General features: G+C 57.1%; 27 protein-coding genes. 22 read left to right on the top strand and 5 right to left on the bottom strand.

Going from position 1 to position 25,276, the window contains the following annotated elements; all coding sequences use genetic code 11:
• The first annotated feature begins 3 nt into the window (after positions 1-3).
• On the top strand, positions 4-909 hold the full coding sequence (gene cysM, locus CPY64_RS10675) for a cysteine synthase CysM (RefSeq protein ID WP_042481700.1): 906 nt from the start codon (positions 4-6) through the stop codon (positions 907-909).
• Here the strand turns inward: cysM and mltB are convergent.
• On the bottom strand, positions 906-2,099 hold the full coding sequence (gene mltB / locus CPY64_RS10670) for a lytic murein transglycosylase B (protein ID WP_042481698.1): 1,194 nt from the start codon (positions 2,097-2,099) through the stop codon (positions 906-908). The genes cysM and mltB overlap by 4 nt on opposite strands.
• Positions 2,100-2,110: 11 nt before the next feature.
• Here mltB and CPY64_RS10665 point away from each other — a divergent pair, with 11 nt between their 5' ends.
• The 6 genes from CPY64_RS10665 to CPY64_RS10640 all read left to right on the top strand — a co-directional run bounded on the left by CPY64_RS10665 (position 2,111) and on the right by CPY64_RS10640 (position 8,057).
• Complete coding sequence (locus CPY64_RS10665) at positions 2,111-3,034, top strand: histone deacetylase family protein (protein ID WP_042481696.1); 924 nt, start codon at positions 2,111-2,113, stop codon at positions 3,032-3,034.
• Positions 3,035-3,119: 85 nt separating this feature from the next.
• Positions 3,120-3,869, top strand: a complete 750-nt coding sequence (locus CPY64_RS10660; RefSeq protein WP_009456000.1) for an electron transfer flavoprotein subunit beta/FixA family protein — start codon at positions 3,120-3,122, stop codon at positions 3,867-3,869.
• A complete protein-coding gene (locus CPY64_RS10655; RefSeq protein ID WP_042481694.1) occupies positions 3,870-4,799 on the top strand; it encodes an electron transfer flavoprotein subunit alpha/FixB family protein in 930 nt (309 codons plus the stop codon). It abuts the gene before it with no gap.
• 108 nt (positions 4,800-4,907) lie between these two features.
• Positions 4,908-6,725 carry an acyl-CoA dehydrogenase gene (locus CPY64_RS10650; protein ID WP_042481691.1) on the top strand — a complete coding sequence of 606 codons (1,818 nt, stop codon included), beginning with the start codon at positions 4,908-4,910 and terminating at the stop codon, positions 6,723-6,725.
• A gap of 187 nt (positions 6,726-6,912) precedes the next feature.
• On the top strand, positions 6,913-7,554 hold the full coding sequence (locus CPY64_RS10645) for a peroxiredoxin (protein WP_009455994.1): 642 nt from the start codon (positions 6,913-6,915) through the stop codon (positions 7,552-7,554).
• A gap of 308 nt (positions 7,555-7,862) precedes the next feature.
• Positions 7,863-8,057 (top strand): hypothetical protein, encoded by a 195-nt coding sequence (locus tag CPY64_RS10640; RefSeq protein ID WP_042481688.1) that lies wholly within the window; start codon positions 7,863-7,865, stop codon positions 8,055-8,057.
• 31 nt (positions 8,058-8,088) lie between these two features.
• Here CPY64_RS10640 and CPY64_RS10635 read toward each other — a convergent pair whose 3' ends face one another.
• Positions 8,089-8,859, bottom strand: a complete 771-nt coding sequence (locus CPY64_RS10635; RefSeq protein ID WP_045930124.1) for a lipoate--protein ligase family protein — start codon at positions 8,857-8,859, stop codon at positions 8,089-8,091.
• Positions 8,856-9,131: a lipoate-protein ligase small subunit gene (locus CPY64_RS10630; protein WP_035272700.1), complete on the bottom strand. Its 276-nt coding sequence runs from the start codon at positions 9,129-9,131 to the stop codon at positions 8,856-8,858. Before CPY64_RS10630 ends, CPY64_RS10635 begins: the two co-directional genes overlap by 4 nt.
• 272 nt (positions 9,132-9,403) lie before the next feature.
• On the opposite strand from CPY64_RS10630, the gene rplS reads away from it, so the two are divergent.
• Together rplS and CPY64_RS10620 are read left to right on the top strand one after the other, a co-directional pair.
• A complete protein-coding gene (rplS, locus tag CPY64_RS10625) occupies positions 9,404-9,778 on the top strand; it encodes a 50S ribosomal protein L19 (RefSeq protein WP_003799181.1) in 375 nt (124 codons plus the stop codon).
• A 153-nt stretch (positions 9,779-9,931) separates the two neighbouring features.
• Positions 9,932-10,603 carry an NUDIX hydrolase gene (locus tag CPY64_RS10620; RefSeq protein ID WP_052362902.1) on the top strand — a complete coding sequence of 224 codons (672 nt, stop codon included), beginning with the start codon at positions 9,932-9,934 and terminating at the stop codon, positions 10,601-10,603.
• Positions 10,604-10,680: 77 nt separating this feature from the next.
• Here CPY64_RS10620 and rsgA read toward each other — a convergent pair whose 3' ends face one another.
• Both rsgA and CPY64_RS10610 read right to left on the bottom strand, forming a co-directional pair.
• A complete protein-coding gene (rsgA, locus tag CPY64_RS10615) occupies positions 10,681-11,580 on the bottom strand; it encodes a ribosome small subunit-dependent GTPase A (protein WP_042481677.1) in 900 nt (299 codons plus the stop codon).
• Positions 11,577-12,824, bottom strand: a complete 1,248-nt coding sequence (locus CPY64_RS10610) for a M48 family metallopeptidase (protein WP_042481676.1) — start codon at positions 12,822-12,824, stop codon at positions 11,577-11,579. The genes rsgA and CPY64_RS10610 overlap by 4 nt, the downstream gene beginning before the upstream one ends.
• A 43-nt stretch (positions 12,825-12,867) precedes the next feature.
• On the opposite strand from CPY64_RS10610, the gene orn reads away from it, so the two are divergent.
• The 13 genes from orn (at position 12,868) to uvrC (ending at position 25,269) form a co-directional block, all read left to right on the top strand.
• Positions 12,868-13,413: an oligoribonuclease gene (gene orn / locus CPY64_RS10605; RefSeq protein ID WP_009455985.1), complete on the top strand. Its 546-nt coding sequence runs from the start codon at positions 12,868-12,870 to the stop codon at positions 13,411-13,413.
• Positions 13,414-13,701: 288 nt separating this feature from the next.
• On the top strand, positions 13,702-14,694 hold the full coding sequence (paaA, locus tag CPY64_RS10600; protein WP_009455984.1) for a 1,2-phenylacetyl-CoA epoxidase subunit PaaA: 993 nt from the start codon (positions 13,702-13,704) through the stop codon (positions 14,692-14,694).
• 94 nt (positions 14,695-14,788) lie between these two features.
• Positions 14,789-15,073, top strand: a complete 285-nt coding sequence (paaB, locus tag CPY64_RS10595; RefSeq protein ID WP_003799192.1) for a 1,2-phenylacetyl-CoA epoxidase subunit PaaB — start codon at positions 14,789-14,791, stop codon at positions 15,071-15,073.
• Between the two features lie 8 nt (positions 15,074-15,081).
• On the top strand, positions 15,082-15,846 hold the full coding sequence (paaC, locus tag CPY64_RS10590; RefSeq protein WP_035272706.1) for a 1,2-phenylacetyl-CoA epoxidase subunit PaaC: 765 nt from the start codon (positions 15,082-15,084) through the stop codon (positions 15,844-15,846).
• A gap of 5 nt (positions 15,847-15,851) precedes the next feature.
• Complete coding sequence (gene paaD, locus CPY64_RS10585) at positions 15,852-16,352, top strand: 1,2-phenylacetyl-CoA epoxidase subunit PaaD (protein WP_042482208.1); 501 nt, start codon at positions 15,852-15,854, stop codon at positions 16,350-16,352.
• Between the two features lie 4 nt (positions 16,353-16,356).
• Positions 16,357-17,439: a 1,2-phenylacetyl-CoA epoxidase subunit PaaE gene (paaE, locus tag CPY64_RS10580; RefSeq protein WP_042481668.1), complete on the top strand. Its 1,083-nt coding sequence runs from the start codon at positions 16,357-16,359 to the stop codon at positions 17,437-17,439.
• A gap of 83 nt (positions 17,440-17,522) precedes the next feature.
• Positions 17,523-19,187, top strand: coding sequence for a phenylacetic acid degradation protein PaaN (gene paaN, locus CPY64_RS10575; RefSeq protein WP_042481665.1), 1,665 nt, complete (start codon positions 17,523-17,525; stop codon positions 19,185-19,187).
• Positions 19,188-19,201: 14 nt separating this feature from the next.
• Positions 19,202-19,993, top strand: a complete 792-nt coding sequence (gene paaG / locus CPY64_RS10570; protein WP_042481663.1) for a 2-(1,2-epoxy-1,2-dihydrophenyl)acetyl-CoA isomerase PaaG — start codon at positions 19,202-19,204, stop codon at positions 19,991-19,993.
• Entirely contained in the window at positions 19,993-20,454 is a 462-nt protein-coding gene (gene paaI / locus CPY64_RS10565; protein WP_042481660.1) for a hydroxyphenylacetyl-CoA thioesterase PaaI, read from the top strand. The genes paaG and paaI overlap by 1 nt, the downstream gene beginning before the upstream one ends.
• Before the next feature lie 72 nt (positions 20,455-20,526).
• On the top strand, positions 20,527-21,840 hold the full coding sequence (paaK, locus tag CPY64_RS10560) for a phenylacetate--CoA ligase PaaK (protein ID WP_042481657.1): 1,314 nt from the start codon (positions 20,527-20,529) through the stop codon (positions 21,838-21,840).
• 132 nt (positions 21,841-21,972) lie between these two features.
• Positions 21,973-22,431 (top strand): holo-ACP synthase, encoded by a 459-nt coding sequence (gene acpS / locus CPY64_RS10555; protein WP_042481654.1) that lies wholly within the window; start codon positions 21,973-21,975, stop codon positions 22,429-22,431.
• Entirely contained in the window at positions 22,428-23,483 is a 1,056-nt protein-coding gene (nagZ, locus tag CPY64_RS10550; protein ID WP_026482949.1) for a beta-N-acetylhexosaminidase, read from the top strand. Before acpS ends, nagZ begins: the two co-directional genes overlap by 4 nt.
• A complete protein-coding gene (gene uvrC, locus CPY64_RS10545) occupies positions 23,446-25,269 on the top strand; it encodes an excinuclease ABC subunit UvrC (RefSeq protein WP_042481650.1) in 1,824 nt (607 codons plus the stop codon). The genes nagZ and uvrC overlap by 38 nt, the downstream gene beginning before the upstream one ends.
• Positions 25,270-25,276: the final 7 nt, after the last annotated feature.

Genomic DNA, 25,276 nt, shown 5'->3' with positions numbered 1-25,276 from the left:
TCGATGAAAAACTATCCCACCATTGAAGATACCGTTGGCCAAACCCCCTTGGTGCGCTTGCAGCGTATTCCAGGCGAGTTTGGGCAGGCGCGCGGTAATGTCCTGTTGGCCAAGCTGGAAGGCAATAACCCCGCCGGTTCGGTGAAAGACCGTGCTGCCAGTTCCATGATTCAAGAGGCCGAGCGCCGCGGTGATATCAAGCCGGGAGACACCTTGATCGAGGCCACCAGCGGCAATACCGGTATTGCGCTGGCCATGATTGCGGCCGTGCGTGGCTACAAAATGATTTTGATCATGCCCGACAACCTGTCGCTGGAGCGTCGTGCGTCCATGACGGCGTATGGTGCGAAGTTGATTCTGACGCCTGCCGATCAAGGCGGCATGGAATACGCCCGTGATCTGGCGCTGAAGATGCAGGCCGAAGGGCAGGGCAAAGTGCTGGACCAGTTTGCCAACAAGGACAACCCAGCGGCTCACGTGCACAGCACTGGCCCGGAAATCTGGCAGCAAACCGATGGCCAGGTGACTCACTTTGTCAGCGCCATGGGGACGACCGGCACCATCATGGGTGTGGGTAATTACTTGCGCAGCCAAAACAGCGGCATTGTGGTGGTGGGTGCTCAGCCTGCACCAGGGGCGCAAATTGCCGGTATTCGTAAATGGCCAGAAGAGTATCTGCCCAAGATTTACGATCCATCCAAAGTGGATATGTTCGAGGAAATTGGCCAGCAAGAGGCCGAGATCATGACGCGGCGTATGGCCGCTGAAGAAGGGATCTGTGCCGGTATTTCCTCTGGCGGTGCCTTGGTGGCTGCCATGCGCGTTGCTCAACGCGTAGAAAACGCCACGATCGTTTTTATTGTGTGCGACCGTGGCGACCGTTATCTGTCTACCGGCATCTTTAATTAATTAGGGTTGCCGTAACCCATTTGTTTAGCCAGTTCGGACGCCAGGTCGGCGACCGAGCTGGCATAAAAATAACTGCGGTTGTAATGGGTGATAGCAAAGAAGTTGGGCGTGCCCAGGCGATACTCGGTGGTATTGCGTGGCTCGTCCACCAGGTTCACCACCCCTAATTGAGCCTGCTGCCAAGAGCCTGCATTTTGGCTTTGGCCTTTCACTGTGGCACCGGCATTGTTCAATTGCGCCCAACTCAGCTTGGGGTAAATGCCGCCATCTACCATGCCTTTATTCGCGTTGCTTAGCTCGACCGGGGCAAAAACCGGCAAGCCGGGTTCCCACCCATGCGCGCGCAGGAAGTTGGCAATCGAGGCCATGGCATCGGCGGGATTGTTGCGCAGGTCAATCCGACCATCTCCATCGCCATCCACGGCATAGCGTATCAGGCTGCCCGGCATGAATTGGGACATGCCCATGGCACCCGCAAACGAACCCTGCACAATACGTGCGTCCAGCTCGCCTTGATAATGCAGCTCGATCAGGTCAGCCAATTGATCGCGGAACAGCTGACCGCGTTCGGGGCGGCTGTCGTCGGGATAGGCAAAGCCCAGCGTGAACAGGGCATCGAGCACCTTGAAGTCGCCCATGATTTTGCCGTACACGGTTTCCACGCCCAGAATGGACACAATAATCGAGGGTGGCACGCCGTAGTCTTTGGATATCTGGTCCAGCGCCAGACGGTGTTTTTGCCAGAACTGGACGCCGCCTTGAATGCGCGCCGGGTCTACATTGCGCTTTTTGTACGTTACCCAGCTGCGCTTGATACGTCCTTTGGTGGGGCGCATTAACTTGGCGGCGGTCTCGTTATATTGAGCTTGCTGCAAAATATCGGTGACCACATCCAGGGGGATTTTGCGCACCGTCGCCACTTCCTGGGCGTAGCTCGCAATGTCATCGTTTAATTCACCGTTTAATTTAAAAAATTGTGTCCGACCAGAGCGGGATTCACCGGCCTGAATGGACGCCGGTTCGGCCAAAGCCTTGATTGTGATGGCTCCGGTTTTTTTGGATGAAGCCTGGAAGCCCGCGCCAGTGCTGGGTTTGGTGTCCGAAGAAGGGGCCTGGGAAGTGGTTGTTGCGCAGCCGGCAGTGCTCAGCGCGATCAGTACTGCTTGCAAAATTCGAGTGGGTCTGAACATAATCCATCCTCATGGAGACACTATATTTTATCCATCCATCGTGCCATTTGCATGAGATGGGCCGATGGCATCCGGAAAGTCCGCAGCGACTGGATGCCATAAACGATCAACTGCTATCGAGCGGCCTTGCATCTTATCTGGCCCAGCGACAAGCCAGGCTGGCGACGGATGAAGATATCTTGCGGGTACACGATGCCGCTTACGTGCAAAAGCTCAAGGAGCAGTTGCCGCAGCAGGGGTATTTCAATATCGATCCGGATACTCTGATGAACCCGCACACCCTGGAAGCCGCCTATGCTGCTGCCGGAGCCGGTCTGGATGCCGTCGATGGTGTCATGAATGAAGGGGCGACGGGGGCATTTTGCGCAGTACGCCCTCCCGGACATCATGCCGAACGTGCGCGGGCGATGGGGTTTTGTTTTTTCAACAATATCGCCGTGGCCGTGGCCTATGCATTGGAAAAATATGATCTCAAGCGGGTGCTGATCGTGGATTTCGATGTGCACCATGGCAATGGAACCGAGCAGATTTTTGCCGGCGACGAGCGGGTTCTGATGTGCAGTTTCTTTCAGTCCCCGTTTTTTCCTGATTCCTTTCAGGACCCGGCGGCGCAAAACATGGTAAATATACCGGTTGAGGCCTACACCAAGTCTGCTCAGATTATCGATCTGTTCAAACAGGTTTGTTTGCCCTGCATAGAGGCGTTTGCCCCTGAAATGGTCTTTTTCTCGGCAGGCTTTGATGCCCACCGTGAAGACGAGATGGGACAGCTAAGTCTGATTGAAGCCGATTATGCGGAATTGACCGCCATGGTGGTCCAAGCCTGTGCGCCCAGTGCCGGACAACGTCTGGTCAGTATGCTGGAAGGGGGGTACGATCCCTCGTCCCTGGGACGCAGCGTGGTGGCCCACATCAAGGCCTTCGCCGGGCTTTAGGCGATTGGCTCCGGGCTTTGGAATTCTTCCAAGGCCTTATTTCAACAGAACAATTTTTATTTAAGACTGCACTGGAGAACATTACATGAAGGTGTTAGTACCCGTGAAACGCGTAGTTGACTATAACGTCAAGGTGCGCGTGAAATCTGACCAAACCGGGGTGGACATTGCCAATGTGAAAATGTCCATGAACCCTTTTGACGAAATCGCTGTCGAAGAGGCCACTCGCCTCAAAGAAAGCGGTGCAGCCACAGAAGTTATCGCACTGTCTTGCGGTGTTGCACAAAGCCAGGAAACCCTGCGTACGGCCTTGGCCATTGGTGCCGATCGTGCCACCTTGGTGCAAACCGATGCCGAATTGCAGCCTTTGGCCGTTGCCAAGCTGATCAAGGCCGTGGTGGACAAAGAGCAGCCTCAGCTTGTGATCCTGGGCAAACAAGCGATCGACGATGACGCCAACCAAACCGGCCAGATGCTGGCTGCCTTGCTGGATTGGCCACAAGCCACCTTTGCCAGCAAAGTGGAAGTTTCGGGCGATAGCGTATCGGTCACTCGTGAAGTGGACGGCGGTCTGGAAACACTGAAACTGAGCCTGCCTGCTGTGATCACTACCGACCTGCGCTTGAACGAGCCTCGTTACGTGACACTGCCCAATATCATGAAGGCCAAGAAAAAGCCTTTGGAAACCCTGACTCCTGAAGAGCTGGGCATTGATGTGGCTCCTCGTATCAAAACTCTGAAAGTGACTGAGCCTCCAGCTCGTGCTGCCGGCATCATGGTGCCCGATGTTGCCACACTGGTCGAGAAACTGAAGAACGAAGCGAAGGTGATTTAAATGGCTATCCTTGTTATTGCCGAGCACGACAATCAGCAGCTGAAGGCTGCAACACTCAACGCTCTGGCTGCCGCTCAGAAGATCGGCGGTGATGTGCATGTTCTGGTCGCTGGTAACCAGGCCGCTGGCGTGGCCCAAGCGGCTGCCAAAGCCCAGGGTGTCAGCAAAGTGCTGTTGGCCGACGGCCCTGCATTGGCTGAGGGTCTGGCCGAGAACGTGGCTGCTCAAGTGCTGGGCATTGCCTCCAATTACAGCCACATCCTGTTCCCCGCCACCGCTTCGGGCAAGAATATTGCCCCCCGCGTGGCCGCCAAGCTGGATGTCGCTCAATTGTCGGACATCTTGTCCGTCGAGTCGGCAGACACCTTTACCCGTCCTATTTATGCCGGTAACGCTGTTGCCACCGTTCAGACCAGCGATACCGTCAAAGTCATCACCGTGCGTACCACGGCGTTTGATGCGGTGGCCGCTGAAGGTGGTAGCGCCGCGGTTGAAGAGCTGAGCGCCGTTGCTGATTCGGGTCGTTCGACTTTCGTCAGTCGTGAAGTGGCCAAGAGCGATCGTCCTGAACTGGCGGGTGCCGGTGTGGTCGTGTCCGGTGGCCGCGGTATGGGCAGCGCCGAAAACTTCAAATTGCTGGACGGTCTGGCTGACAAGCTGGGTGCTGCACTGGGTGCTTCGCGCGCCGCTGTGGACGCCGGCTATGCACCCAACGACTGGCAAGTGGGGCAGACAGGCAAGATCGTTGCTCCTCAGTTGTACGTGGCCGTGGGTATTTCCGGTGCCATCCAGCATTTGGCCGGCATGAAAGACTCCAAGGTCATTGTTGCCATCAATAAAGATCCCGAAGCGCCTATTTTTGGCGTGGCCGACTACGGCTTGGTCGCGGACCTGTTTGAGGCTGTGCCTGAGTTAGAAAAAGCGCTCTAAGCGCCAATCGGCCTGCTGGATACTTCTCCAGCAGGCTTTTTTTCAGTGCGTATACCCCAGGGGCCTGGTTGTGGCTTCGGTCCTTTTTGTTTCTGTGTAGGAGTGTTCATGACGTATCGTGTACCCACCCAAGACATCCGCTTTGCACTTACAGAGCTGGCTGATCTGCCTGGTGTGCTGGAATTGCCTGGCTTTGAGGATTTCTCGGCCGAGTTGATCGATGCCATTATTGATGAGAACGCCCGTTTCGTTGAGCAGGAAGTAGCACCTTTGAACCGCGCCGGTGATCAGAATGGCGCCAAGTGGAATGACGGTGTGGTCACCACCACACCCGGCTTTAAAAAAGCCTTTGAAGAATTTGCCAAAGCCGGCTGGCAGGGTTTGCAGCACGAAGCCGAACTGGGTGGCCAAGGCCTGCCCAAACTGATCGGTGCCGTGGCTTGTGAAAACATCAATGCCGCCAACCTGGCTTTTTCCCTGTGTCCTTTGCTGACGGACGGCGTGATCGAAGCCGTATCCATGGTCGGCTCGGACGAGCAGAAAGAACGTTTCCTGCCTCCGTTGCTGGAAGGCCGCTGGACCGGCACCATGAACTTGACCGAGCCTCAGGCCGGTTCGGATCTGGCCCAGGTTGCCAGCCGCGCTGTTCCTCAGGATGACGGCAGCTACCGCATCAGCGGTCAAAAGATTTTCATCACCTACGGTGAGCACGATATGGCCGAGAACATCGTCCATCTGGTGCTGGCCCGTACGCCGGATGCGCCAGCCGGTGTGAAAGGGATTTCGCTGTTCATCGTACCCAAGTTCATGGTGAACGATGATGGTTCCCTGGGCGCCCGTAACGACGTCTGGTGTGCTTCGCTGGAGCACAAGCTGGGCATCCATGGCAGCCCAACCGCTGTGCTGCTGTACGGCTCTGGCAAGGGTGATGTGGGCGAGGGCGCTGTCGGTTATCTGGTCGGCAAGGAAAACGAAGGCCTGAAGTACATGTTCATCATGATGAACGCGGCCCGTTACGCAGTGGGTGTGCAAGGTATTGCCGTGGCTGAACGTGCGTTCCAGCAGGCTCTTGAATACGCCAACGAGCGTGTACAGGGTGCGCCTCTGACTGGCGGCAAGGCCGTGTCGATTGCCCATCACCCCGACGTGCAGCGCATGCTGGTGCAAATGCGTGCCCTGACAGAAGGCTCCCGTGCGCTGGCTTACTTTGCCGCTGGTGTGAACGACAAGGCGCGTCACAGTGCAGATGAAAATGCCCGCAAGCGTTATCAGGCTCTTTACGAGTTTCTGGTGCCTGTGGTCAAGGGCTTCAGCACTGAAATGTCCCTGGAAGTCACTTCCCTGGGCGTGCAGGTGCATGGCGGCATGGGCTTTATCGAAGAAACCGGTGCAGCCCAGCACTACCGCGACTCGCGCATTTTGCCTATCTACGAAGGGACCACCGCCATTCAGGCCAACGACTTCATCGGTCGCAAGGTTCTGCGTGACGCCGGTGCTGTGATCCAGGGCCTGGCTCCCGAGCTGGGCGCGACCGTTGCCAAGCTGCGTGAACGTGCGGCTCAAGGCGGTGATCACAAAGCAGCCTTGACCCTGATTGCCGATCGTCTGGAAGCCGGTGTGAAGAGCGTGGAACGGGCTGCCATGTTCACCTTGATGAATGCTCAGAAAGACCTGCCGGCCGTGTTCCTGGGTAGCGTGCCATTCCTGATGCTGTCCGGCTATGTGCTGACCGGCTGGCAGATGGCTCGTGCTGCTTTGGCTGCAGAAAAAGCATTGAGCGAAGGCAGTCAGGATCCATTCCTGCGCCGCAAACTGTCTACCAGCGTGTTCTTTGCCAGCCACTTGCTGCCACGGGCTACCGCCTTGGCTCAGTCTGTGGCTGACGGCGTGGAGCTGACACCTTACTTGTCGACCGAACTGTTGTAAGTCGACCAGACCCAAGGCATAAAGGCCCGTGCAGCTTTTTTTGGCTGCCGGGCCTTTTTTCGGTATATTGATATAGCTTTTAATTATTTGAAACGCACTCTTTATGCTGACAAAATCATCTGACTAGTCCTGATTATTTAAGCCGGTGATTACCTGATCGCGGCTGCATTTCGAAAAGAGGAACGTAATGGCTACACTTCGTCTGGGTGACCTGGCCCCTGATTTTGAACAAAAATCCTCCGCTGGCACCATCAAGTTTCACGAGTTCTTGGGTAATAGCTGGGGCGTCTTGTTCTCCCACCCAGCCGACTTTACGCCTGTGTGCACCACCGAACTGGGTTACACCGCCAAGCTGGCGGACGAGTTCGCCAAGCGCGGCGTGAAAGTGATTGCGGTTTCGGTTGACGATGTTGATTCCCACGGCAAGTGGATTGACGACATCAACGAAACTCAGAAAACCACCGTTAACTTCCCCATCCTGGCTGATGCGGACCGCAAGGTGTCGGATCTGTACGATATGATCCACCCCAACGCCAGCACCACCGTGACCGTGCGCTCGGTGTTCATCATCGACCCGGCCAAGAAAGTGCGTCTGATCATCACCTACCCAGCCAGCACGGGCCGCAACTTCAACGAAATCCTGCGCGTGATCGATTCCTTGCAACTGACCGACAGCCACAGCGTGGCCACGCCAGTGAACTGGGAAGACGGGGATGACGTGATCATCGTTCCTAGCCTGAAAGATCCTGAAGTTCTGAAGCAGAAATTCCCCAAAGGCTACACCGAGATCCGTCCTTACCTGCGTGTGACGCCTCAGCCTAACAAGTAATCGCTACTTGGCCTTCAGGCTCAGGCAGAAAGCCCTCCTGCAAATAGCATGAGGGCTTTTTTGTGGGTGTGACAGGAGGAGTTGCTGTGCAGAACTGCTGTGTAAAGTACTGTATGGAAGTGCCTTGCCAGTACCGAAAACGCATGGGAGGGATAGGGCCGGCCTGGTAGTGAATTGGCTGTGACTGGCTCCGGGACTGGGTTTCAGCTTGTCAGTGGGGCAGGCGCAACATCATGGCAGGTACTGATTGCACTGGATGCTGGTTTTAAGTACAGTACTGTATAAGAAAACAGTAAACGGAGTTAGCCATGTCCAGTCCAAGCCGTCATTACCGTCCTCAAGCCACTCCCCGTTTCCGTGGTCCGGTCCGTTCCGCGGCCTCGTCCAGCCCGTTCTCCAAACCGCTGTCCTTCAAGGCCAAGGTCATGGATGTGTGTTTGGTTGCTGTGTGGGGTGCCAGTATTCCTGGCTTGCTGTGGTTGGGTAGCATGGGCGGGTTTTAAGGCCACGCCCTTGTGCTGCTCCAGGGGGCGATCAGGGCACCAGTTGTGTCCAGTCGTTTGACAGGAAGCGGTCGCGTGCCAGCTTTTCGGCCTGTTCCAGTGTTGATGTATCCAGTGTGCTGGGTTTCAGTGCCGTCTTTTTGCGGAACACGTCCAGCATGGCTTCAATAACCGCTTCGCGGCTCATGCCGGTTTGGCTGCGGATAGGGTCCACGCGTTTCTTGGCGCTGGTGGTGCCTTTGTCCGAGAGCTTTTCCTTGCCGATGCGCAGGACTTCCAGCATCTTGTCGGCATCAATGTCGTAGGCCATGGTGACATGGTGTAGAACAGCATTGCCACGGCGCGCTTGTGCAGCACCGCCAATTTTCCCACCAGCGCTGGTAATGTCATTCAAGGGCTGATACCAGGCATCAATACCAATTTCGCGCAGGGCTTCAATGACCCAGGAATCCAGAAACTCGTAGGACTCCTGAAACGTCATGCCAGCTACAAACTGCTTGGGTACGCTAAGCGAATACGTAATGGTATTGCCGGGTTCGATGAACATGGCGCCACCGCCACTGATACGACGCACCACACGAATACCATGACGGGTTGCGGCCTCGGCTTCAATTTCATTGCGCAGGGACTGGAAACGTCCAATCACTACAGCCGCCTCTTGCCATTCCCAGATACGCAGGGTGGGGGCGCGGGTGCCTTCACTGACTTGCTGGGTAATGATTTCGTCCAGTGCCATATGCAGGGCAGCGGGCTGCGGCTCCATATGGACCAGTTCCCAGGGCAACTCGTTCCAGCTCATCATGCCAGGGCCCTCCGCACGACCACGCCAATGGCTTGCGGGTCCAGACCGAACATTTCAATGTCTTTGGGCAGGGCGCGGCTAACGTGAGCCGCAATTTCTTCGGCACTGCTGTTGACGGACAGGCCCTGCAGGGCCTGGTTGATCAGGCTCAGTGCTTCGGGGGGTTCCAGAAAAAAGTCGCCGCTCAATCGTGCTTGTTCGATCATATGGTCTTTGACATCCAGATCGATCACGACCAGCTTGCCGCCAGGAACTTTGTATTCAGCATGCATAGACTGTGTCCTTTGATAAGGTCGGCCCCTTTTTGCCAAGGGGAGGGCGAAGCGAGTAAAATCCCGCTTTTGCTGCGTTTAATACAAGGGCATCATGCCCAAAGTGTCGTATTTTAGCGTAGTTAAACGTCCGGAAACGAAGCCGTCATCCGTCAAAAAGCTTGGTAATTCAGGCTTTTTGCTGATAGAATCATGGGCTAATCATTTTTTCATCCTCTGTCAGCGCGATTTTTATAATGTGTGCGGCTGATACGATGGTTTTGGAGTTAATCGTGGATTTGATCGCTATTCTTGAGCAAGAAGAAATCCAGCGCCTGACCGGTGGCAAGCTGCCTCCCGAGTTCGGTCCTGGTGACACTGTTGTTGTGAACGTAAACGTGGTTGAAGGTACACGCAAACGTGTCCAGGCTTACGAAGGCGTGGTTATCGGCCGTCGCAATCGTGGTTTGAACTCTTCTTTCATCGTTCGCAAGATTTCTTCCGGCGAAGCCGTTGAGCGTACATTCCAGCTGTATTCCCCTCAGATCGCCAGCATCGAAGTCAAGCGTCGTGGCGCTGTGCGTCGTGCTAAACTGTACTATCTGCGCGATCGCTCGGGTAAAGCCGCTCGCATCAAAGAAAAACTCGTTCGTCGTTCGGGCAACTAATTCCCAAGCGAACAGCGATGCAAAGGCACCCAGGCGGGTGCCTTTGTTTTTATGTGGGATCACATACCAGTTCTTATGGATAAGCCTCGTATCAGGCCCGTTATCGTTCCTGGATTCGACCCTCGCAGCCAGCCGCTGGTTGCATTAGACCCTTTGCCTGAATTGCCTGCCCAGGCCCAGCAACTGGATTTTCTGCGTAGTGCTTTCGCCCAGCCCATACAGTGGCAGGTCGAGCCTTTGTTTCGCGGCTCCTTTTATCCAGAGTTTTTGCCCGGTTCCATGAATGTGCGCTCCGCCGTCTGTATTGGCGTGATGCAGCGCCCCGAAGGGCCTGCCGTTATTTTTACGCGTCGGGCCATGCACCTGCACAATCATGCGGGGCAGATCAGTTTTCCGGGTGGACGTATTGAAGCCTCGGATCTGGGGCCGGTAGAGGCAGCCTTGCGTGAAACCCAGGAAGAGATTGGCATCGAGCCGCGCTTTGTGCGCTATCTGGGCCAGCATCCGATTTTTGTCACCAGCACCCAGTTTGCGATGCGCCCCATTATCGGCGAGCTGCAAGAGGGTTTTCAGGTGCTGCCCGATAGCTCAGAAGTGGCCGAGGTCTTTGAAGTGCCCTTGTCAGTCCTGCTGGACCCGCAGCGCCATCAGTTGCACCACGCCGATTTGCCGGACGGGGCAGGGCGTTACTACTTTTCTATCCCTTGGGGCCCGTACTTTATCTGGGGTGCCACGGCGGTCTTGATCCGTAATCTTTACCACCACTTGTCGGCTGCCTGGGTGCAGTTGTCTGCTGGTGGGGATGCGCGCGCCAAAGGCCTGTAATTCGGCCTGACAGACGGGCGCTTTGCAGCGTATCCCGCCCTCACAAAAAAGGGCGTTTTGCTTCGCCCCTGGTTCCCTTAATAACGTGGTTTGTTTTCGTGCTCGGCCAGCAAGCGCTGGTACAGCGCGTGACGCTCGGGGTGAATGCTGCCTGCTTCGATGGCCGCCAGCACTCCACAGCCGGGTTCATGCCGGTGGGTGCAGTTATAAAAGCGACAGGACTCCACGGCTTTCCGGAAATCGGGAAAGCCATGCGCAATATCTTCCTGTGTCATATGCGACAGACCAAAGGCCTGGAAACCGGGGCTGTCGATCAGGTCGCCACTATTGGGCAGGTGATACAGGCGGGTGCTGGTGGTCGTGTGTCGGCCCGCGCCCAAGGCTTGCGAATATTCCTGGGTCAGTGCGCCTGCATCCGGGACCAGGGCATTGAGCAGGGTGGATTTACCCATGCCGCTTTGCCCCAGCAGTAAAGTGCGTTTGTTCGCCAGCCAGGGAGCCAGGGCTTGCCGTGTTTGTTCTGGCTCCAGTGCCACCATTTCCAGAATAGGCACGCCCAGAGCGGCGATAGGGGCCAGCTTGGCGCGTGCGCGTTCCAGGTGAGTGCCCAGATCAGCCTTGTTCAGAATAATTACCGGCTCAATATCCACACTCCAGGCTGCGACCAGGGCGCGCCCCAGCAAGTCTTCGGAGTAAACGGGTTCCGGTGCCACCACAATCAGAAGCTGATCAATATTGGCGGCAAACTGCTTGGTGCGGAAGTCGTCAGAGCGATACAGCAGATTGCGCCGTTCCTGCACTGCCTCAATAGAGCCTTCTCCTTTGGCCTGCATCAGCACATCGACTTGATCACCAACGGCTATCCCGGCTTTTTTTCCACGTGGAAAGCATTTGATGGTTTCGCCATCCGGCAGCTCGACAAAGTAGTGGCGACCGTGGGCGGCGGTCACCAGACCGCTAATGTATTTAGATGTCATGCCAGGCTTTTCAGGTGTCGAATGCGATCGATCGCGTTGGGGTGGCTATCGTAAAAGGCGGAATGCATAGGGTCGGGCGTCAGGGTTGCGGCATTGTCGTTATAGAGCTTGAGCAAGGCGCTGATCAAGTCCTGGGCCTGACTGTGCTGGGCGGCAAAGCTGTCGGCCTGATATTCGTCCCGGCGCGAGAGCAGGGCGCTCAAGGGGCCCATCCAGAAGGTGAAGGTAGGCACCACCATAAAGAACAGGATCAGGGCCAGGGCGTCGTTAGGGCGACCTAACTGGGGAATCACACCCAGCCCAGTATAAAAGCCCACCTTGCCCCAGGCCCAACCAGCCAGCAGAAAAAAGATCAGGGACGTGACCACGCTGATCAGCAGGCGACGTTGGATATGGCGATGCTTGAAGTGGCCCAGCTCATGCGCCAGCACGGCTTCCACTTCCTCGGGCTGCAGCTTGTTCAGCAAGGTATCAAAAAACACGATGCGCTTTTGGCGACCCAGGCCGGTGAAGTACGCATTGCCATGGGCGGAGCGGCGCGAGCCATCCATCACATACAAGCCATTGGTCTGAAAGCCGCAACGCTGCGCCAGGGCATTGATGCGCTCGCGCAGGCTGGTATCTTCCAGCGGTTTGAAGGTATTGAAAATGGGGGCGATAACGCGCGGGTATAGCCACAGTACCAGCAGATTGAAAACCAGCCACAGACCCCAGCCGTACCAGGGCCAGGAGGGGCCAGCCCAAGCCATCAGGCCGAGCAGGGCGGCGCACAAGGGTGTGCCCAGAATCAGGACGATCACCAGTGTTTTGGCGGTGTCGGCAAAGAACAGCGCGGGCTTCATGCGGTTAAAGCCAAAGCGCGCTTCCAGCACAAATTTGCGATACCAGGCAAAAGGCAGGCCCACGACACCCATAATCGCCAGGACTGCGCCAATCAGGGCCAGCTGACGCAGCAGTTCATGGCTGATCCAGTTGCCCAGCGTGACATCCAGCCATTGCAGACCGCCCAGCAGCGTAAAGCCCAGCAGCACCAGGGCTTCGACCAGGCGTTCGCTCAAACCCAGCCGGGTGCGTGCGATGGTGTAACGTGCAGCGCGTTGATGGCTATGCAGACCAATGCGTTCGGAAAATTCGGCAGGCACCTCGTTCTGATGACGATAAACGTGCCGGATCTGCCGCAGGCCTAAATAAAAGCGCAGCAAAACGTCTGCAAGCAGAAAGATAATGAACAACAAAGTCAGCATGTAGGCGGCTATATGTAAAATGGGCGTTTTGAGGAATGATTATATGGCGGTTCATACACAGCGTCTGGTCTGGCTCGATATGGAGATGACAGGACTGGATCCGGACAAAGAGCGCATCATCGAAGTTGCGGTCGTGGTAACAGAAGCAGATTTGACTCTGGTGGCCGAAGGCCCGGTTCTGGTGGTTCATCAAAGCAATGCCTTGCTCGACGGCATGGACGCCTGGAACAAGGGGACGCATGGCCGCAGCGGCCTGATCGACAAGGTCAAAGCTTCCACCCTGACTGAAGCGCAGGCCGAAGATCAGTTGCTGGAGTTCCTGAAAGAGCACGTACCGGCTGGCAAATCGCCTTTGTGCGGCAACACCATCAGCCAGGACCGCCGTTTCATGTACCGCTACATGCCCCGTCTGGAAGCCTTCTTCCATTACCGCAATCTGGATGTCAGCACGCTCAAAGAGCTGGCTTTGCGTTGGAAGCCAGAAGTGGTTAAAAGTTTCGTCAAGCAAAGCCGCCACGAGGCCTTGGCCGATATTTACGAGTCCATTGACGAGCTGAAACACTACCGCGAGCACTTCATCCGTCTGTAAACGGGAAGGGCAGGCCAGGCGGGTGTTACGCTGGCCCCGGCAAGCTCCGTGATCGGGCTGCATGCTTTATGTGGGGGCGCATTGGCAGGATCAAAACCGAGGATAGCGATTTGTCGCTCCTCGGTTTTTTTATGTCTAAGTATTTACCCTTAAAGTATCTGTTCTGGGGCCATATGATACGGATTTGCGATTGACATCACATTTTTCGTATTAAATAATGAAGTGTATATGGTTTGCGTCGAAACAAAATTTGTTTGGGCGCTTTCAGCACTCTTACCGGGGATGGTCATGTATGCACAACTTGTAGAGACAGGCGTCAAGCAGGTCCAGGATATCGAGCAGATGTCCGACGAAGAACGTCGGTTCCAAGAGCGCATCGATGAGGGTGTCCGCATCGAAGCCAGGGACTGGATGCCCGAAGCCTATCGCAAAACCTTGGTGCGCCAGATTTCTCAGCACGCGCACTCCGAGGTTGTCGGGATGCTGCCCGAAGGTAACTGGATTACCCGCGCCCCTTCGCTCAAGCGCAAAGCCATCCTGATGGCCAAGGTGCAGGACGAGGCCGGTCACGGTCTGTACCTGTACAGCGCTGCCGAAACGCTGGGCGTAAGCCGTGACAAGCTGGTCGACGATCTGCTGTCGGGCAAAGCCAAGTACTCCAGTATTTTTAACTACCCAACATTGAACTGGGCTGACATCGGCATGATCGGCTGGCTGGTCGACGGCTCGGCCATCATCAACCAGATTCCGCTGTGCCGCTGCTCCTACGGCCCTTACGCCCGTGCCATGGTGCGCGTGTGTAAAGAAGAGTCCTTCCACCAGCGCCAGGGTTACGACCTGTTGATCCAGATGTGCCTGCACGGTACACCCGAGCAAAAGGCCATGGTTCAGGACTCCATCAACCGTTGGTGGTGGCCTGCCTTGATGATGTTCGGTCCTTCGGATGCGGACTCCACCAACAGCGCCCAGTCCATGCAGTGGAAAATCAAGCTGTTTTCCAACGACGAGCTGCGCCAGAAGATGGTGGACCAGACCGTGCCTCAGGCCGAGTATCTGGGTCTGACCATTCCTGATCCTGATCTGCGCTGGAACGAAGAGCGCGGTCATTACGATTTTGGCGAGATCGACTGGGAAGAATTCTGGGCAGTGATCAAGGGCAATGGTCCCTGTAATCGTGAGCGACTCGAAGCCCGGGTTCAGGCCCACGAGAACGGCGCCTGGTTCCGTGATGCACTGGATGCACATGCCCAAAAGCAGGAAGCCGTCCGCAAGGTGGCTTGATCAAGAAGGCCAGGAAACCGGCACGGTTTCTGATTCGATCCGATTCGCAGCCAGCGCTTGGACAGCGCGGCTGCACAGCAAGGAATTTTCAGTTATGAGCAAGAACGATTGGCCCCTGTGGGAAGTTTTCATTCGCAGCCAGCACGGCCTGGCCCACAAGCACGTAGGCAGCCTGCACGCTCCGGACGCCGAAATGGCCATCAACAATGCCCGTGATGTGTATACCCGCCGTAATGAAGGCGTGAGCATCTGGGTCGTGCGTGCAGCCGATATCGCTGCCTCCAGCCCTGGTGACAAAGGCCCGCTGTTCGAGCCTTCCAATACCAAGGTCTACCGTCACCCTACTTTTTTCCCTATGCCTGACGGCATCAATATGTAGGAACCGGCATGGATAAAGCCCTGTTTTCTTACGCCCTGCGCATGGGCGATTCCACCCTGGTGCTGGCCCAGCGTCTGGGTGAGTGGACTGGCCACGGCCCGGCTCTGGAAGAAGAGCTGGCCTGTGCCAACACCGCACTGGACTTGTTGGGTCAGGCCCGCATGTGGCTGACTCTGGCTGGCGAAACCGAAGGCCAGGGCCGTGACGAAGATCGTCTGGCCTATCACCGTGATGTTCACGAGTACACCAACTACTTGTTGGTGGAGCGCGAGAATGGCCACTACGGCGACACGCTGGCACGTCAGTTCCTGTTTGATGCCTGGCATTGCTTCCTGCTGGAGCAGTTGATCGAATCCAGCGATGAGCAGATTCGCGAAATTGCCCAGAAGGCGCATAAGGAAGTGCTGTATCACTTGCGTCGCTCGACCGACTTGATCGTGCGCCTGGGTGACGGTACCCCGGAAAGCCACAAGCGCATGCAAAAAGCGATTGATGATGCCTGGTTCTACCTGGGCGAGCTGTTCCTGGATGACGAAGTCACCGAGGAACTGGCCCAGCGTCAGGCCGTGCCTTTGATGGCCAGCCTGTGGCAGCCTTGCCTGGAATACATCCAGAATGCGCTGGAGCGCGCGACCCTGCGTTGCCCGGCCGAACAGGATGCTCAGCACAAGGCCTACCGTGGTGGCCCGCAAGGCCGTCACACAGAAGCGTTAGGGTTTCTGTTGGCAGAAATGCAGCATCTGCCACGTATGTATCCCGACGCCACTTGGTGATCGCCATGACACAGACCTGGAGCACCGAGCAGGTCATGCAAGTATTGGCCACGGTTCCAGATCCGGAGATCCCCGTGATCTCCTTGCTGGACCTGGGCATTGTGCGTGACGTGAGTTGGGAGCAGGGCGTGTGTGTGGTCACCATCACACCGACCTACTCCGGTTGTCCGGCGATGTACGAGATGAGCCACTCGATTGAACAGGCCTTGCAACAGGCCGGTATCGAGCAGGTTCGGGTGGATACGAAGTTGTCACCGGCCTGGACGACCGATTGGATGAGCGAGCAGGGCAAGCTGGCCTTGCGCGACTACGGTATCGCTCCTCCGGCCCAAAGTGCGGTTGATATTTCTGGTTTGCTGCGTCAGCCCGAGGCGCCCGTGGTGGCCTGTCCTCAATGCGGCTCCACGCATACACGGGTGATCAGCCAGTTTGGCTCCACACCCTGTAAAGCGCTGTATCGCTGCATCAGCTGCGGTGAACCATTCGATTACTTTAAGGCGCATTAGTCCTATGAGTCAGTTTTATTCTCTTCCTGTGGCCTCGGTCTCCCGCAGCACCCGCGACGCCGTGGTGGTGGCCTTTACCGTGCCCGACGATTTGCAGGATGTGTTTCAGTTCCGCCCCGGTCAGTACCTGACCTTGCGCACCCATCTGGACGGCCAGGAACTGCGCCGCTCCTACTCGATCTGTGCAGCGCCGCACGACCGTTTGCTGCGCGTGGCGATCAAGCGCGTCAATGATGGTGCATTTTCTACCTGGGCCAACAGCCACCTGGAAGCCGGTGCTTCCCTGGAAGTGATGCCGCCGGATGGCAACTTCACCGTGGACTTTGATCCCAGCCAGGCTCATCGTTACGCTGCCTTTGCGGTCGGTAGCGGTATTACCCCGATTCTGTCGCTGGTGAAAACCGCGCTGGATACCGAGCCCAAGTCGACCTTCACGCTGTTTTTCGGTAACCGCGCGTCCTCGGCCATCATGTTCCGCGAAGAGATCGAGGACCTGAAAAACACCTATATGGAACGTTTCTCCATCGTGTATATCATGAGCCGGGAAACGCAGGATATTGACCTCTTTAACGGTCGTCTGGACGGCGAGAAAGTGCGTCAGCTGATGCAGCAATGGTTCGATCCCGCCAGCGTGGATGTGGCCTTTGTCTGCGGTCCCCAGGACATGAGCGAGCAGGTGGTTGCTGCCTTGCAGGAAAATGGCCTGGAAAAATCCCAGATCAAGTTCGAGCTGTTCGGTGCTCCCAAAGGCCCACGTGCCTTGCGTACGGGCGAAGAGTCGCGCAAGGCTCCGGGCAAGGAAGAGTGCGAGCTGACCGTGATTCAGGATGGCATTACCCGCAATCTGACCATCAGCAAGAACAACAGCAGTATTTTGGACGCGGCGCTGGAGCAAGGGCTGGAATTGCCTTACTCCTGTAAAGGTGGGGTTTGTTCCACCTGCCGTTGCAAAGTGGTAGAGGGCGAAGTGGATATGGACGCCAACTTTGCACTGGAAGATTACGAAGTCGCCCGCGGTTTCGTGCTCAGTTGCCAAAGCTTTCCGGTTACCGACCGGGTGGTGATTGACTTCGATCAGGAAACCTAAGACCGCAGCAAAATAGCGGTTTTTCAAGAATCTGGACGCCAGCTTCGCAGCTTGGCGTCCTACTAGTTTCAGGAGCACATTGTATGGCAGCAGATTTTTTCAAGACGCATCAGGCAACGCTGGATCAGGCTCTGAGCAGCATTCTGGAGCGCAACTTCTGGAGCGCTTACCCTGAGAATCCCAGCCCGCGCGCCTACGGTGAAACTGCGGCTCAGGAGGGTCAGGCTGCTTTTGAAGCCTACCGCGGCAAAGCCTTTCCTTTGACGCTGGAAGGCGCACAAGGTGAGGTGGGCAATGAGCAATCGCCTTTTGGTTTTGATCTGGGCATTCGCTATCCCAAAGTGCCTGTGGATCAACTGCTGGCCCAGTCGCAACTGGCGCTGGACAGTTGGCGTGACGCTGGCCCGCAAGCCTGGGTTGGTATCTGCCTGGAAATCCTGCATCGCTTGAACCAGCGCAGCTTTGAGATTGCGCACGCTGTGCAGCACACCACGGGTCAAGGTTTCATGATGGCCTTCCAGGCCGGTGGCCCTCACGCTCAGGAGCGTGCGCTGGAAGCCGTGGCCTATGCCTGGCAGGAAATGTCCCGTATTCCCGGTCTGGTCGACTGGATCAAGCCCCAGGGCAAGCATGATCCCATCCAGATGAAGAAGCAGTTCAAAGTGGTACCCCGTGGCATTGGTCTGGTGATTGGTTGCTCCACCTTCCCGACCTGGAACGGTTACCCAGGCCTGTTTGCTTCCCTGGCAACCGGTAACACCGTGATTGTGAAGCCGCACCCTGGCGCGATTCTGCCTTTGGCTATTACCGTTGCTGTCGCCCGCGAAGTGCTGGCCGAAGCGGGTTTCAATCCTAATGTGGTCTTGCTGGCCGCTCACGAGCCATCGGAAGATACCGCACAGCAACTGGCACTGAACAAGGCTGTCAAGCTGATCGACTTTACCGGCAGCAGCCAAAACGGTAACTGGCTGGAAGAAAATGCCCGCCACGCTTTGGTTTACACCGAAAAAGCCGGTGTGAACCAGGTCATTATTGATTCGGTTGAAGATTTCAAGGCCGTTGCCCGCAACCTGGCTTTCTCCTTTGCACTGTACTCCGGCCAGATGTGTACCGCTCCTCAGAACATCTATGTGCCTCGCGACGGTATCCGTACTGCCGATGGTGTGATGAGCTTTGATGAAGTGGCGCAAGGCCTGGCACAAGCCGTGCAAAAGCTGGTGTCCGATCCGGCCCGCGCCGTTGAAATTACCGGCGCCGTGCAAAACGAAGCTTGCGCAAAGCGTATTGATCAGGCTCGCCAATTGGGCATGCCTGTCCTGGCTGACAGCCAGACGCTGGAGCACCCCACATTCCCCGGTGCCCGCGTACGCACACCGCTGGTCTTGCAGGCCCGTGTGGACCAGCCGGAGATCCAGCAAGAATGGTTTGGCCCCATCGTGTTTGTGGTGCAAACCGATTCGACCGAGCAAAGCATTGAAGTGGCAGGCCGCAACGTGATCGAGCACGGCGCACTGACCTTGTCGGCTTACAGCACTGATGATGCTGTGACTGCCAAGATCCAGCGCATGGCCGAGCGTTCCGGCGTGTCCCTGTCCCTGAACCTGACCGGCGCTGTGTTCATCAACCAGACCGCAGCCTACAGCGACTTCCACGGCACGGGCGCCAACCCGGCCGCCAACGCATCCCTGTCGGATTCGGCCTATGTCGCTAACCGTTTCCGTGTCGTTCAGACTCGCTGGCATTTCTAAAGGAGGGTGGCCAGGTGACTGACCAAAGTATTCAATTTCAGCTGGAAAATGGCGTAGCACGCATTACCTTGAACCGTCCCGACAAGCTCAACAGCTTTACGGCCGATATGCACGGTGAGCTGGCTCAGGCGCTGGATAAAGTCGAACAGTGCGCGGATCTGCGCGTACTGATTCTGACGGGTAATGGCCGTGGCTTTTGCGCGGGTCAGGATTTGTCCGAGCGTCAGATGAGCGCCGGTGATGCTCCCGTGGATCTGGGTGGCACCATCGAGAAATACTACGCACCGCTGGTGCGTCGCCTGCGCGCGCTGGCGGCCCCTGTGGTGGTGGGTGTCAACGGTGTGGCTGCCGGTGCCGGTGCCAACCTGGCTCTGGCCGGTGACATCGTGATCGCCACCCGCTCGGCCAGCTTCATCCAGCCTTTCTGCCGCTTGGGCCTCTTGCCCGATACCGGCGGTACCTTCTTCTTGCCGCGTCTGGTGGGTACAGCACGCGCCATGGGTCTGTCTTTGCTGGGCGATAAGCTCTCGGCCGAGCAGGCGGCTCAGTGGGGCCTGATCTGGGAATGTGTGGATGACGACGCGTTCCAGGCTCGCCTGAATGAGCTGGCCGCCCATTTTGCCCAGGCCCCGACCAAAGGTCTGGCCTATGCCAAGAAAGCGATTTATGCCAGTGATGCCCATTCGCTTGATCAACAGTTGGATCTGGAACGCGACTTGATGCGTGAACTGGGTGCATCCGAGGATTATCGCGAGGGTGTTAATGCATTCCTGGGCAAACGTGCCCCCCAATTCAAAGGAAAGTAATGCAAAGCAACGCACTTGCTGTTGAAGACCCACAAGCGCTGGCCCAACAGGTCAGCGAGTATATGTATGGCAATGACCAGGCCTCTCAGGGCCTGGGCCTGAGCCTGGACAGCGTGGCACCGGGTGCGGCCAATATGAGCATGACGGTGCGCGCCGACATGCTCAACGGCCACAAGACCTGTCACGGTGGTTTCATTTTTGCCTTGGCCGACAGCACATTTGCGTTTGCCTGCAATTCTCGCAATGCACCGACCGTTGCGTCCGGCTGCACCATCGATTACCTGGCACCTGCCTTTGAAGGGGATGTTCTGACAGCTCGCGCCGTCGAGGCTTCCCTGGCAGGCCGCACGGGTGTGTATGACATCGAGGTGGTCAACCAGAACGACAAGCGCGTTGCCTTGTTCCGTGGGCGCTCGTACCGGCTAAATGGCACGGTATTGGGCGGGATTGAAAAAAAATAACTTTTGACGATACATACCCTGTAGACCCGGGGGGGCGGTAGTACCACACCAGCGGCAGGGCAGGAGTACACCATGACAGCAATTAAAGAACAGGTTGGCCGCGATGCCATCGAGCATGCAAGTGTTGACGAAATCCGTAATGTGCAGCTGGAGCGTCTGAAATGGACGCTAAAGCATGCTTACGACAATGTGCCGCATTACCGGCAGAAATTTGATGAAGCGGGCGTGCACCCCGACGATTTGAAGCAATTGTCGGATATTTCCAAGTTCCCCTTCACGACCAAGCAGGACCTGCGTGACAACTACCCCTTCAAGATGTTTGCGGTTCCCCGCGAACAGGTAGCACGCGTTCACGCGTCCAGCGGCACCACGGGCAAGCCTACCGTGGTTGGCTATACCGCCAAGGACATTTCCACCTGGGCAGACTTGTTTGCCCGTTCCATGTGGGCGGCCGGTGCCCGTCCGGGTGACATTGCCCACGTGGCTTACGGCTACGGCCTGTTCACCGGCGGTCTGGGTGCGCACTACGGTGCCGAGCGTCTGGGTTGTACCGTGGTTCCCATGTCCGGTGGTCAGACTGAAAAACAAGTTCAGCTGATTCAGGATTTCCGTCCCGACGTGATTCTGGTTACCCCCTCGTACTTCTGCAATATCGTGGAAGAGATCGAGCGCCAGGGCATGGACCCACGCGATACCTCCTTGCGTATCGGTATTTTTGGTGCCGAGCCCTGGACAGGCCAGATGCGTCTGGATATTGAGCAGCGCGCTGGCATCGACGCCGTGGACATCTACGGTCTGTCCGAAGTGATGGGCCCGGGTGTAGCCATGGAGTGTGTGGAAAGCAAGGACGGCCCAGTGGTGTGGGAAGACCATTTCTACCCCGAAATCATCAACCCTGAAACCGGCGAGCCTGTGGCCGAGGGTGAAAGCGGTGAACTGGTCTTTACCTCGCTGAGCAAGGAAGCCATGCCCGTCATTCGCTACCGTACTCGCGACCTGACACAACTGTTGCCGCCCACTTCGCGCAGCATGCGCCGCATTGGCAAGATCACTGGCCGCAGCGACGATATGCTGATTGTGCGTGGTGTGAACCTGTTCCCGACCCAGGTCGAAGAACTGGTTCTGAAAATGCCTGAGCTGGCTGCCCAGTACCAACTGGTTCTGAGCCGTAACGGCAATATGGACGAGCTGGAAATTCTGGTGGAAGTGCGTGCCGAGTTCAATCATTTGAATGAAGCCCAGCGCGAGCAACTGGCCCGTCGTTTGACTCACTCCATCAAGACCTTTATTGGCGTTAGCGCACGTATCCGTGTGCAGTCCTCCGGCATGGTCGAGCGTACTGTGACCGGCAAGGCCAAACGGGTGATCGACAAGCGCGCGTTCTAAGTCGGCTTGCTTGAAGTCGAAAAAAACGGCTCTGCTCTGGCAGGGCCGTTTTTGTATTCTGCGCTCTCACGGTATCATTGCAAGCTGGTAGGCGGCCCAAGCCGTTTTCGCTGTATTTTTTCTGATGACATCATGCCCCCAATACCGTCCGGTTTGATTGCCGGCATCGGCACCGACCTGATCCGTATCGAGCGGATCGAGCGCGCCTTGGCTCGTCATGGTGATCGCTTTGTAAAGCGCATCCTGGGCGAGCAGGAGCGGGAAGTTTATGCTCGCCGTCAGGCACGCGACCCGGTGCGCGGCCTGCGTTATCTGGCCACGCGTTTCGCGGCCAAGGAAGCCTTTTCCAAAGCGGTGGGGCTGGGCATGCGCATGCCCATGGCCTGGTCGCGCATGCAAACCCTGAATGCGCCTGGCGGCCGCCCGATGGTGCGCCTGTCCGCGGATCTGCAAAGCTGGTTTGACGCCCGCTTCGGGGCTGTTCATATTTCCCTGACTGATGAATCCGATATGGCCATGGCCTTTGTAGTGCTGGAAGCCAAAGCGCCTGCCATTCCTTCCTTATCCTTAGCTGAGTCTGACACTAAATGAGTTCTTCCTCGCAAGCAGTACTGCCTCCGGGCCCGGTCATGGTGGACGTGCAGGGCATGGTCCTGACGGATCAGGAGCGCGAGCGCCTGCGTCATCCGCTGGTCGGTGGCGTGATCCTGTTCAGCCGCAACTTTGAAAACCGTGCTCAGCTGACCGCCCTGTGCCAGTCCATTCACGACGCGCGTGATGAGCCCTTGCTGATCGCCGTGGACCACGAGGGTGGCCGGGTGCAGCGTTTCCGCGAGGATGGCTTTACCACGCTGCCCGCCATGAGCCAGTTGGGTCAATTGTGGACGCGCGATGCCGTCAAGGCCGCTGCGGTGGCCGCCGATACGGGCTATGTGCTGGCGGCCGAGCTGCGCGCTTGCGGCGTGGACATGAGCTTTACGCCGGTACTGGATCTGGACTGGGGTGTCAGCAAGGTCATTGGTGATCGTTCCTTCCACCGTAATCCTCGCGCCGTCTCCATGTTGGCCGCTGGCTTGATCCGTGGTTTGAACAAGGCCGGTATGGCTGCCTGCGGCAAGCATTTTCCCGGTCATGGCGGCGTAGAGGCGGATTCGCACCACGAGATTCCCGTGGACGACCGTACGCTGGAAGAGATTCTGGACGAGGATGCTGCCCCTTACGGCTGGCTGGGCACCTTGCAGCTGCCCTCCGTCATGCCTGCTCACGTGATCTATTCCAAAGTAGACCCGCTGCCAGCCGGCTTCTCGCCATACTGGATTCAGCGTGTGCTGCGCAAGGCCCTGGCCTATGATGGCGTGATCTTCTCCGACGACCTGACCATGGAAGGCGCCACCGTAGTGGGCGATATCCTGGCACGTGCTCAGGCCGCCTTGGGGGCCGGTTGCGACATGGTGCTGGTATGCAATCGTCCTGATCTGGCCGACGACTTGCTCTCGCGCCTGGATTTCACGATTTCCGAAGAATCGCAAAACCGCATTCGTCGTCTGATGCCCACCACGCCAGCCTTGGATTGGGACGCTTTGCAAGCGGATGAACACTATCAATATGCCCGCGGACTTCAATCTAAAATCCTATCTGTCTGATTTGCCGAATCTGCCGGGCGTGTACCGGCACATCGACGAACAGGGCGAGGTACTGTATGTGGGCAAGGCGCGTGATCTCAAGCGCCGTGTCAGCTCGTACTTCCAGAAAACGCTGAGCAGTCCCCGTATTGCCCATATGGTGGCGCGCGTCGCGCGCATCGAGGTCACCGTCACCCGCAGCGAGGCCGAGGCCTTGCTGCTGGAAAACAACCTCATCAAGCGTCTGCGACCGCGCTACAACATTCTTTTCCGGGACGACAAGTCCTACCCCTACCTGATGATCAGCGCCCACCAGGCGCCTCGTATTGCCTACTACCGGGGCAGTACCAGCGGAAAGGGGCATTTCTTCGGTCCTTATCCCAACTCCTGGGCGGTGCGTGAAACCATTCAGATCCTGCAGCGGGTGTTCCGTTTGCGGACCTGTGAGGACAGTGTCTACGCCAATCGTAGCCGCCCCTGTTTGCTGCATCAGATCGGGCGCTGTTCGGCACCCTGTGTGAACCTGATCTCGCCCGAGCAGTATCAACTGGATGTGCAGCGCGCCATCAGCTTTCTGGACGGCAATACCTCTGAAATCCTGGGCGAGCTGCAAGAGCGCATGATGCAGGCCTCGGACTCGCTGGATTTCGAGCAGGCAGCGATTTTGCGCGACCAGATGAAAGCCTTGTCCGCCGTACTGCAACAGCAAAGCATGGAGCAGGTGGGCAAGGAAGATGTGGACATTATTGTGGTGCTGAACGCCGGTGGTAAGTTCTGTGTGAACATGGCCATGGTGCGCGGTGGCCGTCACCTGGGCGACCGCGCGTTCTTCCCCACACAAATCAACGATGACACTCCCAGTGATGTGCTGGCGGCATTTATCGCCCAGCACTATCTGGAGCGCCGCATGCCGCCGGTTCTGGTCTGTTCGCACGCTTTGCCCGATGCGGACCTGATGCCGCTGCTGGCCGAGCAAACTGGCGTGAAGGCGCGCGTTGTGGTGCGTCCGCAAGGGGTGCGCAAGATCTGGCTGGAGCAGGCTACCAAGAATGCCGGCCTGGCACTGGCCCGAGTATTGAGCGAATCTACCGCCCGTGCCGATCGAACCCGAGCCCTGGCTGAAGCGCTGCAGCTGGACCTGGATGAGGCCCAGCTCGATACCCTGCACATTGAATGTTTCGATATCAGCCATACGGCAGGGGAGGCCACTCAAGCCTCCTGTGTGGTTTATAAACACCACGAGATGCAGAATTCGCTTTATCGCCGCTACAACATTGCAGGCATCACGCCGGGTGACGATTATGCGGCCATGCGCCAGGTGCTGAACCGACGTTTCTCGCGGGTTGCCGAAGGTTTGGCACCTTTGCCCGACATTGTTTTGATTGATGGCGGCAAGGGCCAGGTGGAGATCGCGCGCCAGGTTTTTGTAGAACTGGGCCTGGATATTCATGTTCTGGTCGGCGTTGCCAAGGGTGAAAAGCGTAAAGTAGGTCTGGAAACTCTGGTGTTTGCCGATGATCGCCCGCCTGTGGCGTTGGGTGTGGAGTCTGCGGCCTTGATGCTGGTCGCTCAGGTGCGTGATGAAGCGCACCGTTTTGCCATTACGGGCATGCGTGCCCAACGTGCCAAAACGCGCAATGTGTCACGCCTGGAAGATATTGACGGGATTGGCGCCAAACGGCGTCAGCGTCTGCTGGCTCGCTTTGGTGGTTTCAGCGGGGTCGCCGATGCAAGTATTGATGAGCTTAGTGCGGTTGATGGAATATCCACTGAACTGGCCGAACGCATTTATCATGCTTTACGATAGGCGAGAG

It is taken from the genome of Alcaligenes faecalis, assembly GCF_002443155.1.
In the GTDB taxonomy this organism is placed as follows: Bacteria; Pseudomonadota; Gammaproteobacteria; order Burkholderiales; family Burkholderiaceae_B; genus Alcaligenes; species Alcaligenes faecalis.
Note: the sequence above shows the minus strand (reverse complement) of the source record. Positions and strands in the feature narration are given on the sequence as shown.

What these genes read in the sequence shown, in the direction of transcription:
- cysM (WP_042481700.1), top strand. Translation starts at nt 4, where the DNA reads ATGAAAAACTATCCCACCATTGAAGATACCGTTGGCCAAACCCCCTTG.
- mltB (WP_042481698.1), bottom strand. Translation starts at nt 2,099, where the DNA reads ATGTTCAGACCCACTCGAATTTTGCAAGCAGTACTGATCGCGCTGAGC.
- CPY64_RS10665 (WP_042481696.1), top strand. Translation starts at nt 2,111, where the DNA reads ATGGAGACACTATATTTTATCCATCCATCGTGCCATTTGCATGAGATG.
- CPY64_RS10660 (WP_009456000.1), top strand. Translation starts at nt 3,120, where the DNA reads ATGAAGGTGTTAGTACCCGTGAAACGCGTAGTTGACTATAACGTCAAG.
- CPY64_RS10655 (WP_042481694.1), top strand. Translation starts at nt 3,870, where the DNA reads ATGGCTATCCTTGTTATTGCCGAGCACGACAATCAGCAGCTGAAGGCT.
- CPY64_RS10650 (WP_042481691.1), top strand. Translation starts at nt 4,908, where the DNA reads ATGACGTATCGTGTACCCACCCAAGACATCCGCTTTGCACTTACAGAG.
- CPY64_RS10645 (WP_009455994.1), top strand. Translation starts at nt 6,913, where the DNA reads ATGGCTACACTTCGTCTGGGTGACCTGGCCCCTGATTTTGAACAAAAA.
- CPY64_RS10640 (WP_042481688.1), top strand. Translation starts at nt 7,863, where the DNA reads ATGTCCAGTCCAAGCCGTCATTACCGTCCTCAAGCCACTCCCCGTTTC.
- CPY64_RS10635 (WP_045930124.1), bottom strand. Translation starts at nt 8,859, where the DNA reads ATGATGAGCTGGAACGAGTTGCCCTGGGAACTGGTCCATATGGAGCCG.
- CPY64_RS10630 (WP_035272700.1), bottom strand. Translation starts at nt 9,131, where the DNA reads ATGCATGCTGAATACAAAGTTCCTGGCGGCAAGCTGGTCGTGATCGAT.
- rsgA (WP_042481677.1), bottom strand. Translation starts at nt 11,580, where the DNA reads ATGACATCTAAATACATTAGCGGTCTGGTGACCGCCGCCCACGGTCGC.
- CPY64_RS10610 (WP_042481676.1), bottom strand. Translation starts at nt 12,824, where the DNA reads ATGCTGACTTTGTTGTTCATTATCTTTCTGCTTGCAGACGTTTTGCTG.
- orn (WP_009455985.1), top strand. Translation starts at nt 12,868, where the DNA reads ATGGCGGTTCATACACAGCGTCTGGTCTGGCTCGATATGGAGATGACA.
- paaA (WP_009455984.1), top strand. Translation starts at nt 13,702, where the DNA reads ATGTATGCACAACTTGTAGAGACAGGCGTCAAGCAGGTCCAGGATATC.
- paaB (WP_003799192.1), top strand. Translation starts at nt 14,789, where the DNA reads ATGAGCAAGAACGATTGGCCCCTGTGGGAAGTTTTCATTCGCAGCCAG.
- paaC (WP_035272706.1), top strand. Translation starts at nt 15,082, where the DNA reads ATGGATAAAGCCCTGTTTTCTTACGCCCTGCGCATGGGCGATTCCACC.
- paaD (WP_042482208.1), top strand. Translation starts at nt 15,852, where the DNA reads ATGACACAGACCTGGAGCACCGAGCAGGTCATGCAAGTATTGGCCACG.
- paaE (WP_042481668.1), top strand. Translation starts at nt 16,357, where the DNA reads ATGAGTCAGTTTTATTCTCTTCCTGTGGCCTCGGTCTCCCGCAGCACC.
- paaN (WP_042481665.1), top strand. Translation starts at nt 17,523, where the DNA reads ATGGCAGCAGATTTTTTCAAGACGCATCAGGCAACGCTGGATCAGGCT.
- paaI (WP_042481660.1), top strand. Translation starts at nt 19,993, where the DNA reads ATGCAAAGCAACGCACTTGCTGTTGAAGACCCACAAGCGCTGGCCCAA.
- paaK (WP_042481657.1), top strand. Translation starts at nt 20,527, where the DNA reads ATGACAGCAATTAAAGAACAGGTTGGCCGCGATGCCATCGAGCATGCA.
- acpS (WP_042481654.1), top strand. Translation starts at nt 21,973, where the DNA reads ATGCCCCCAATACCGTCCGGTTTGATTGCCGGCATCGGCACCGACCTG.
- nagZ (WP_026482949.1), top strand. Translation starts at nt 22,428, where the DNA reads ATGAGTTCTTCCTCGCAAGCAGTACTGCCTCCGGGCCCGGTCATGGTG.
- uvrC (WP_042481650.1), top strand. Translation starts at nt 23,446, where the DNA reads ATGCCCGCGGACTTCAATCTAAAATCCTATCTGTCTGATTTGCCGAAT.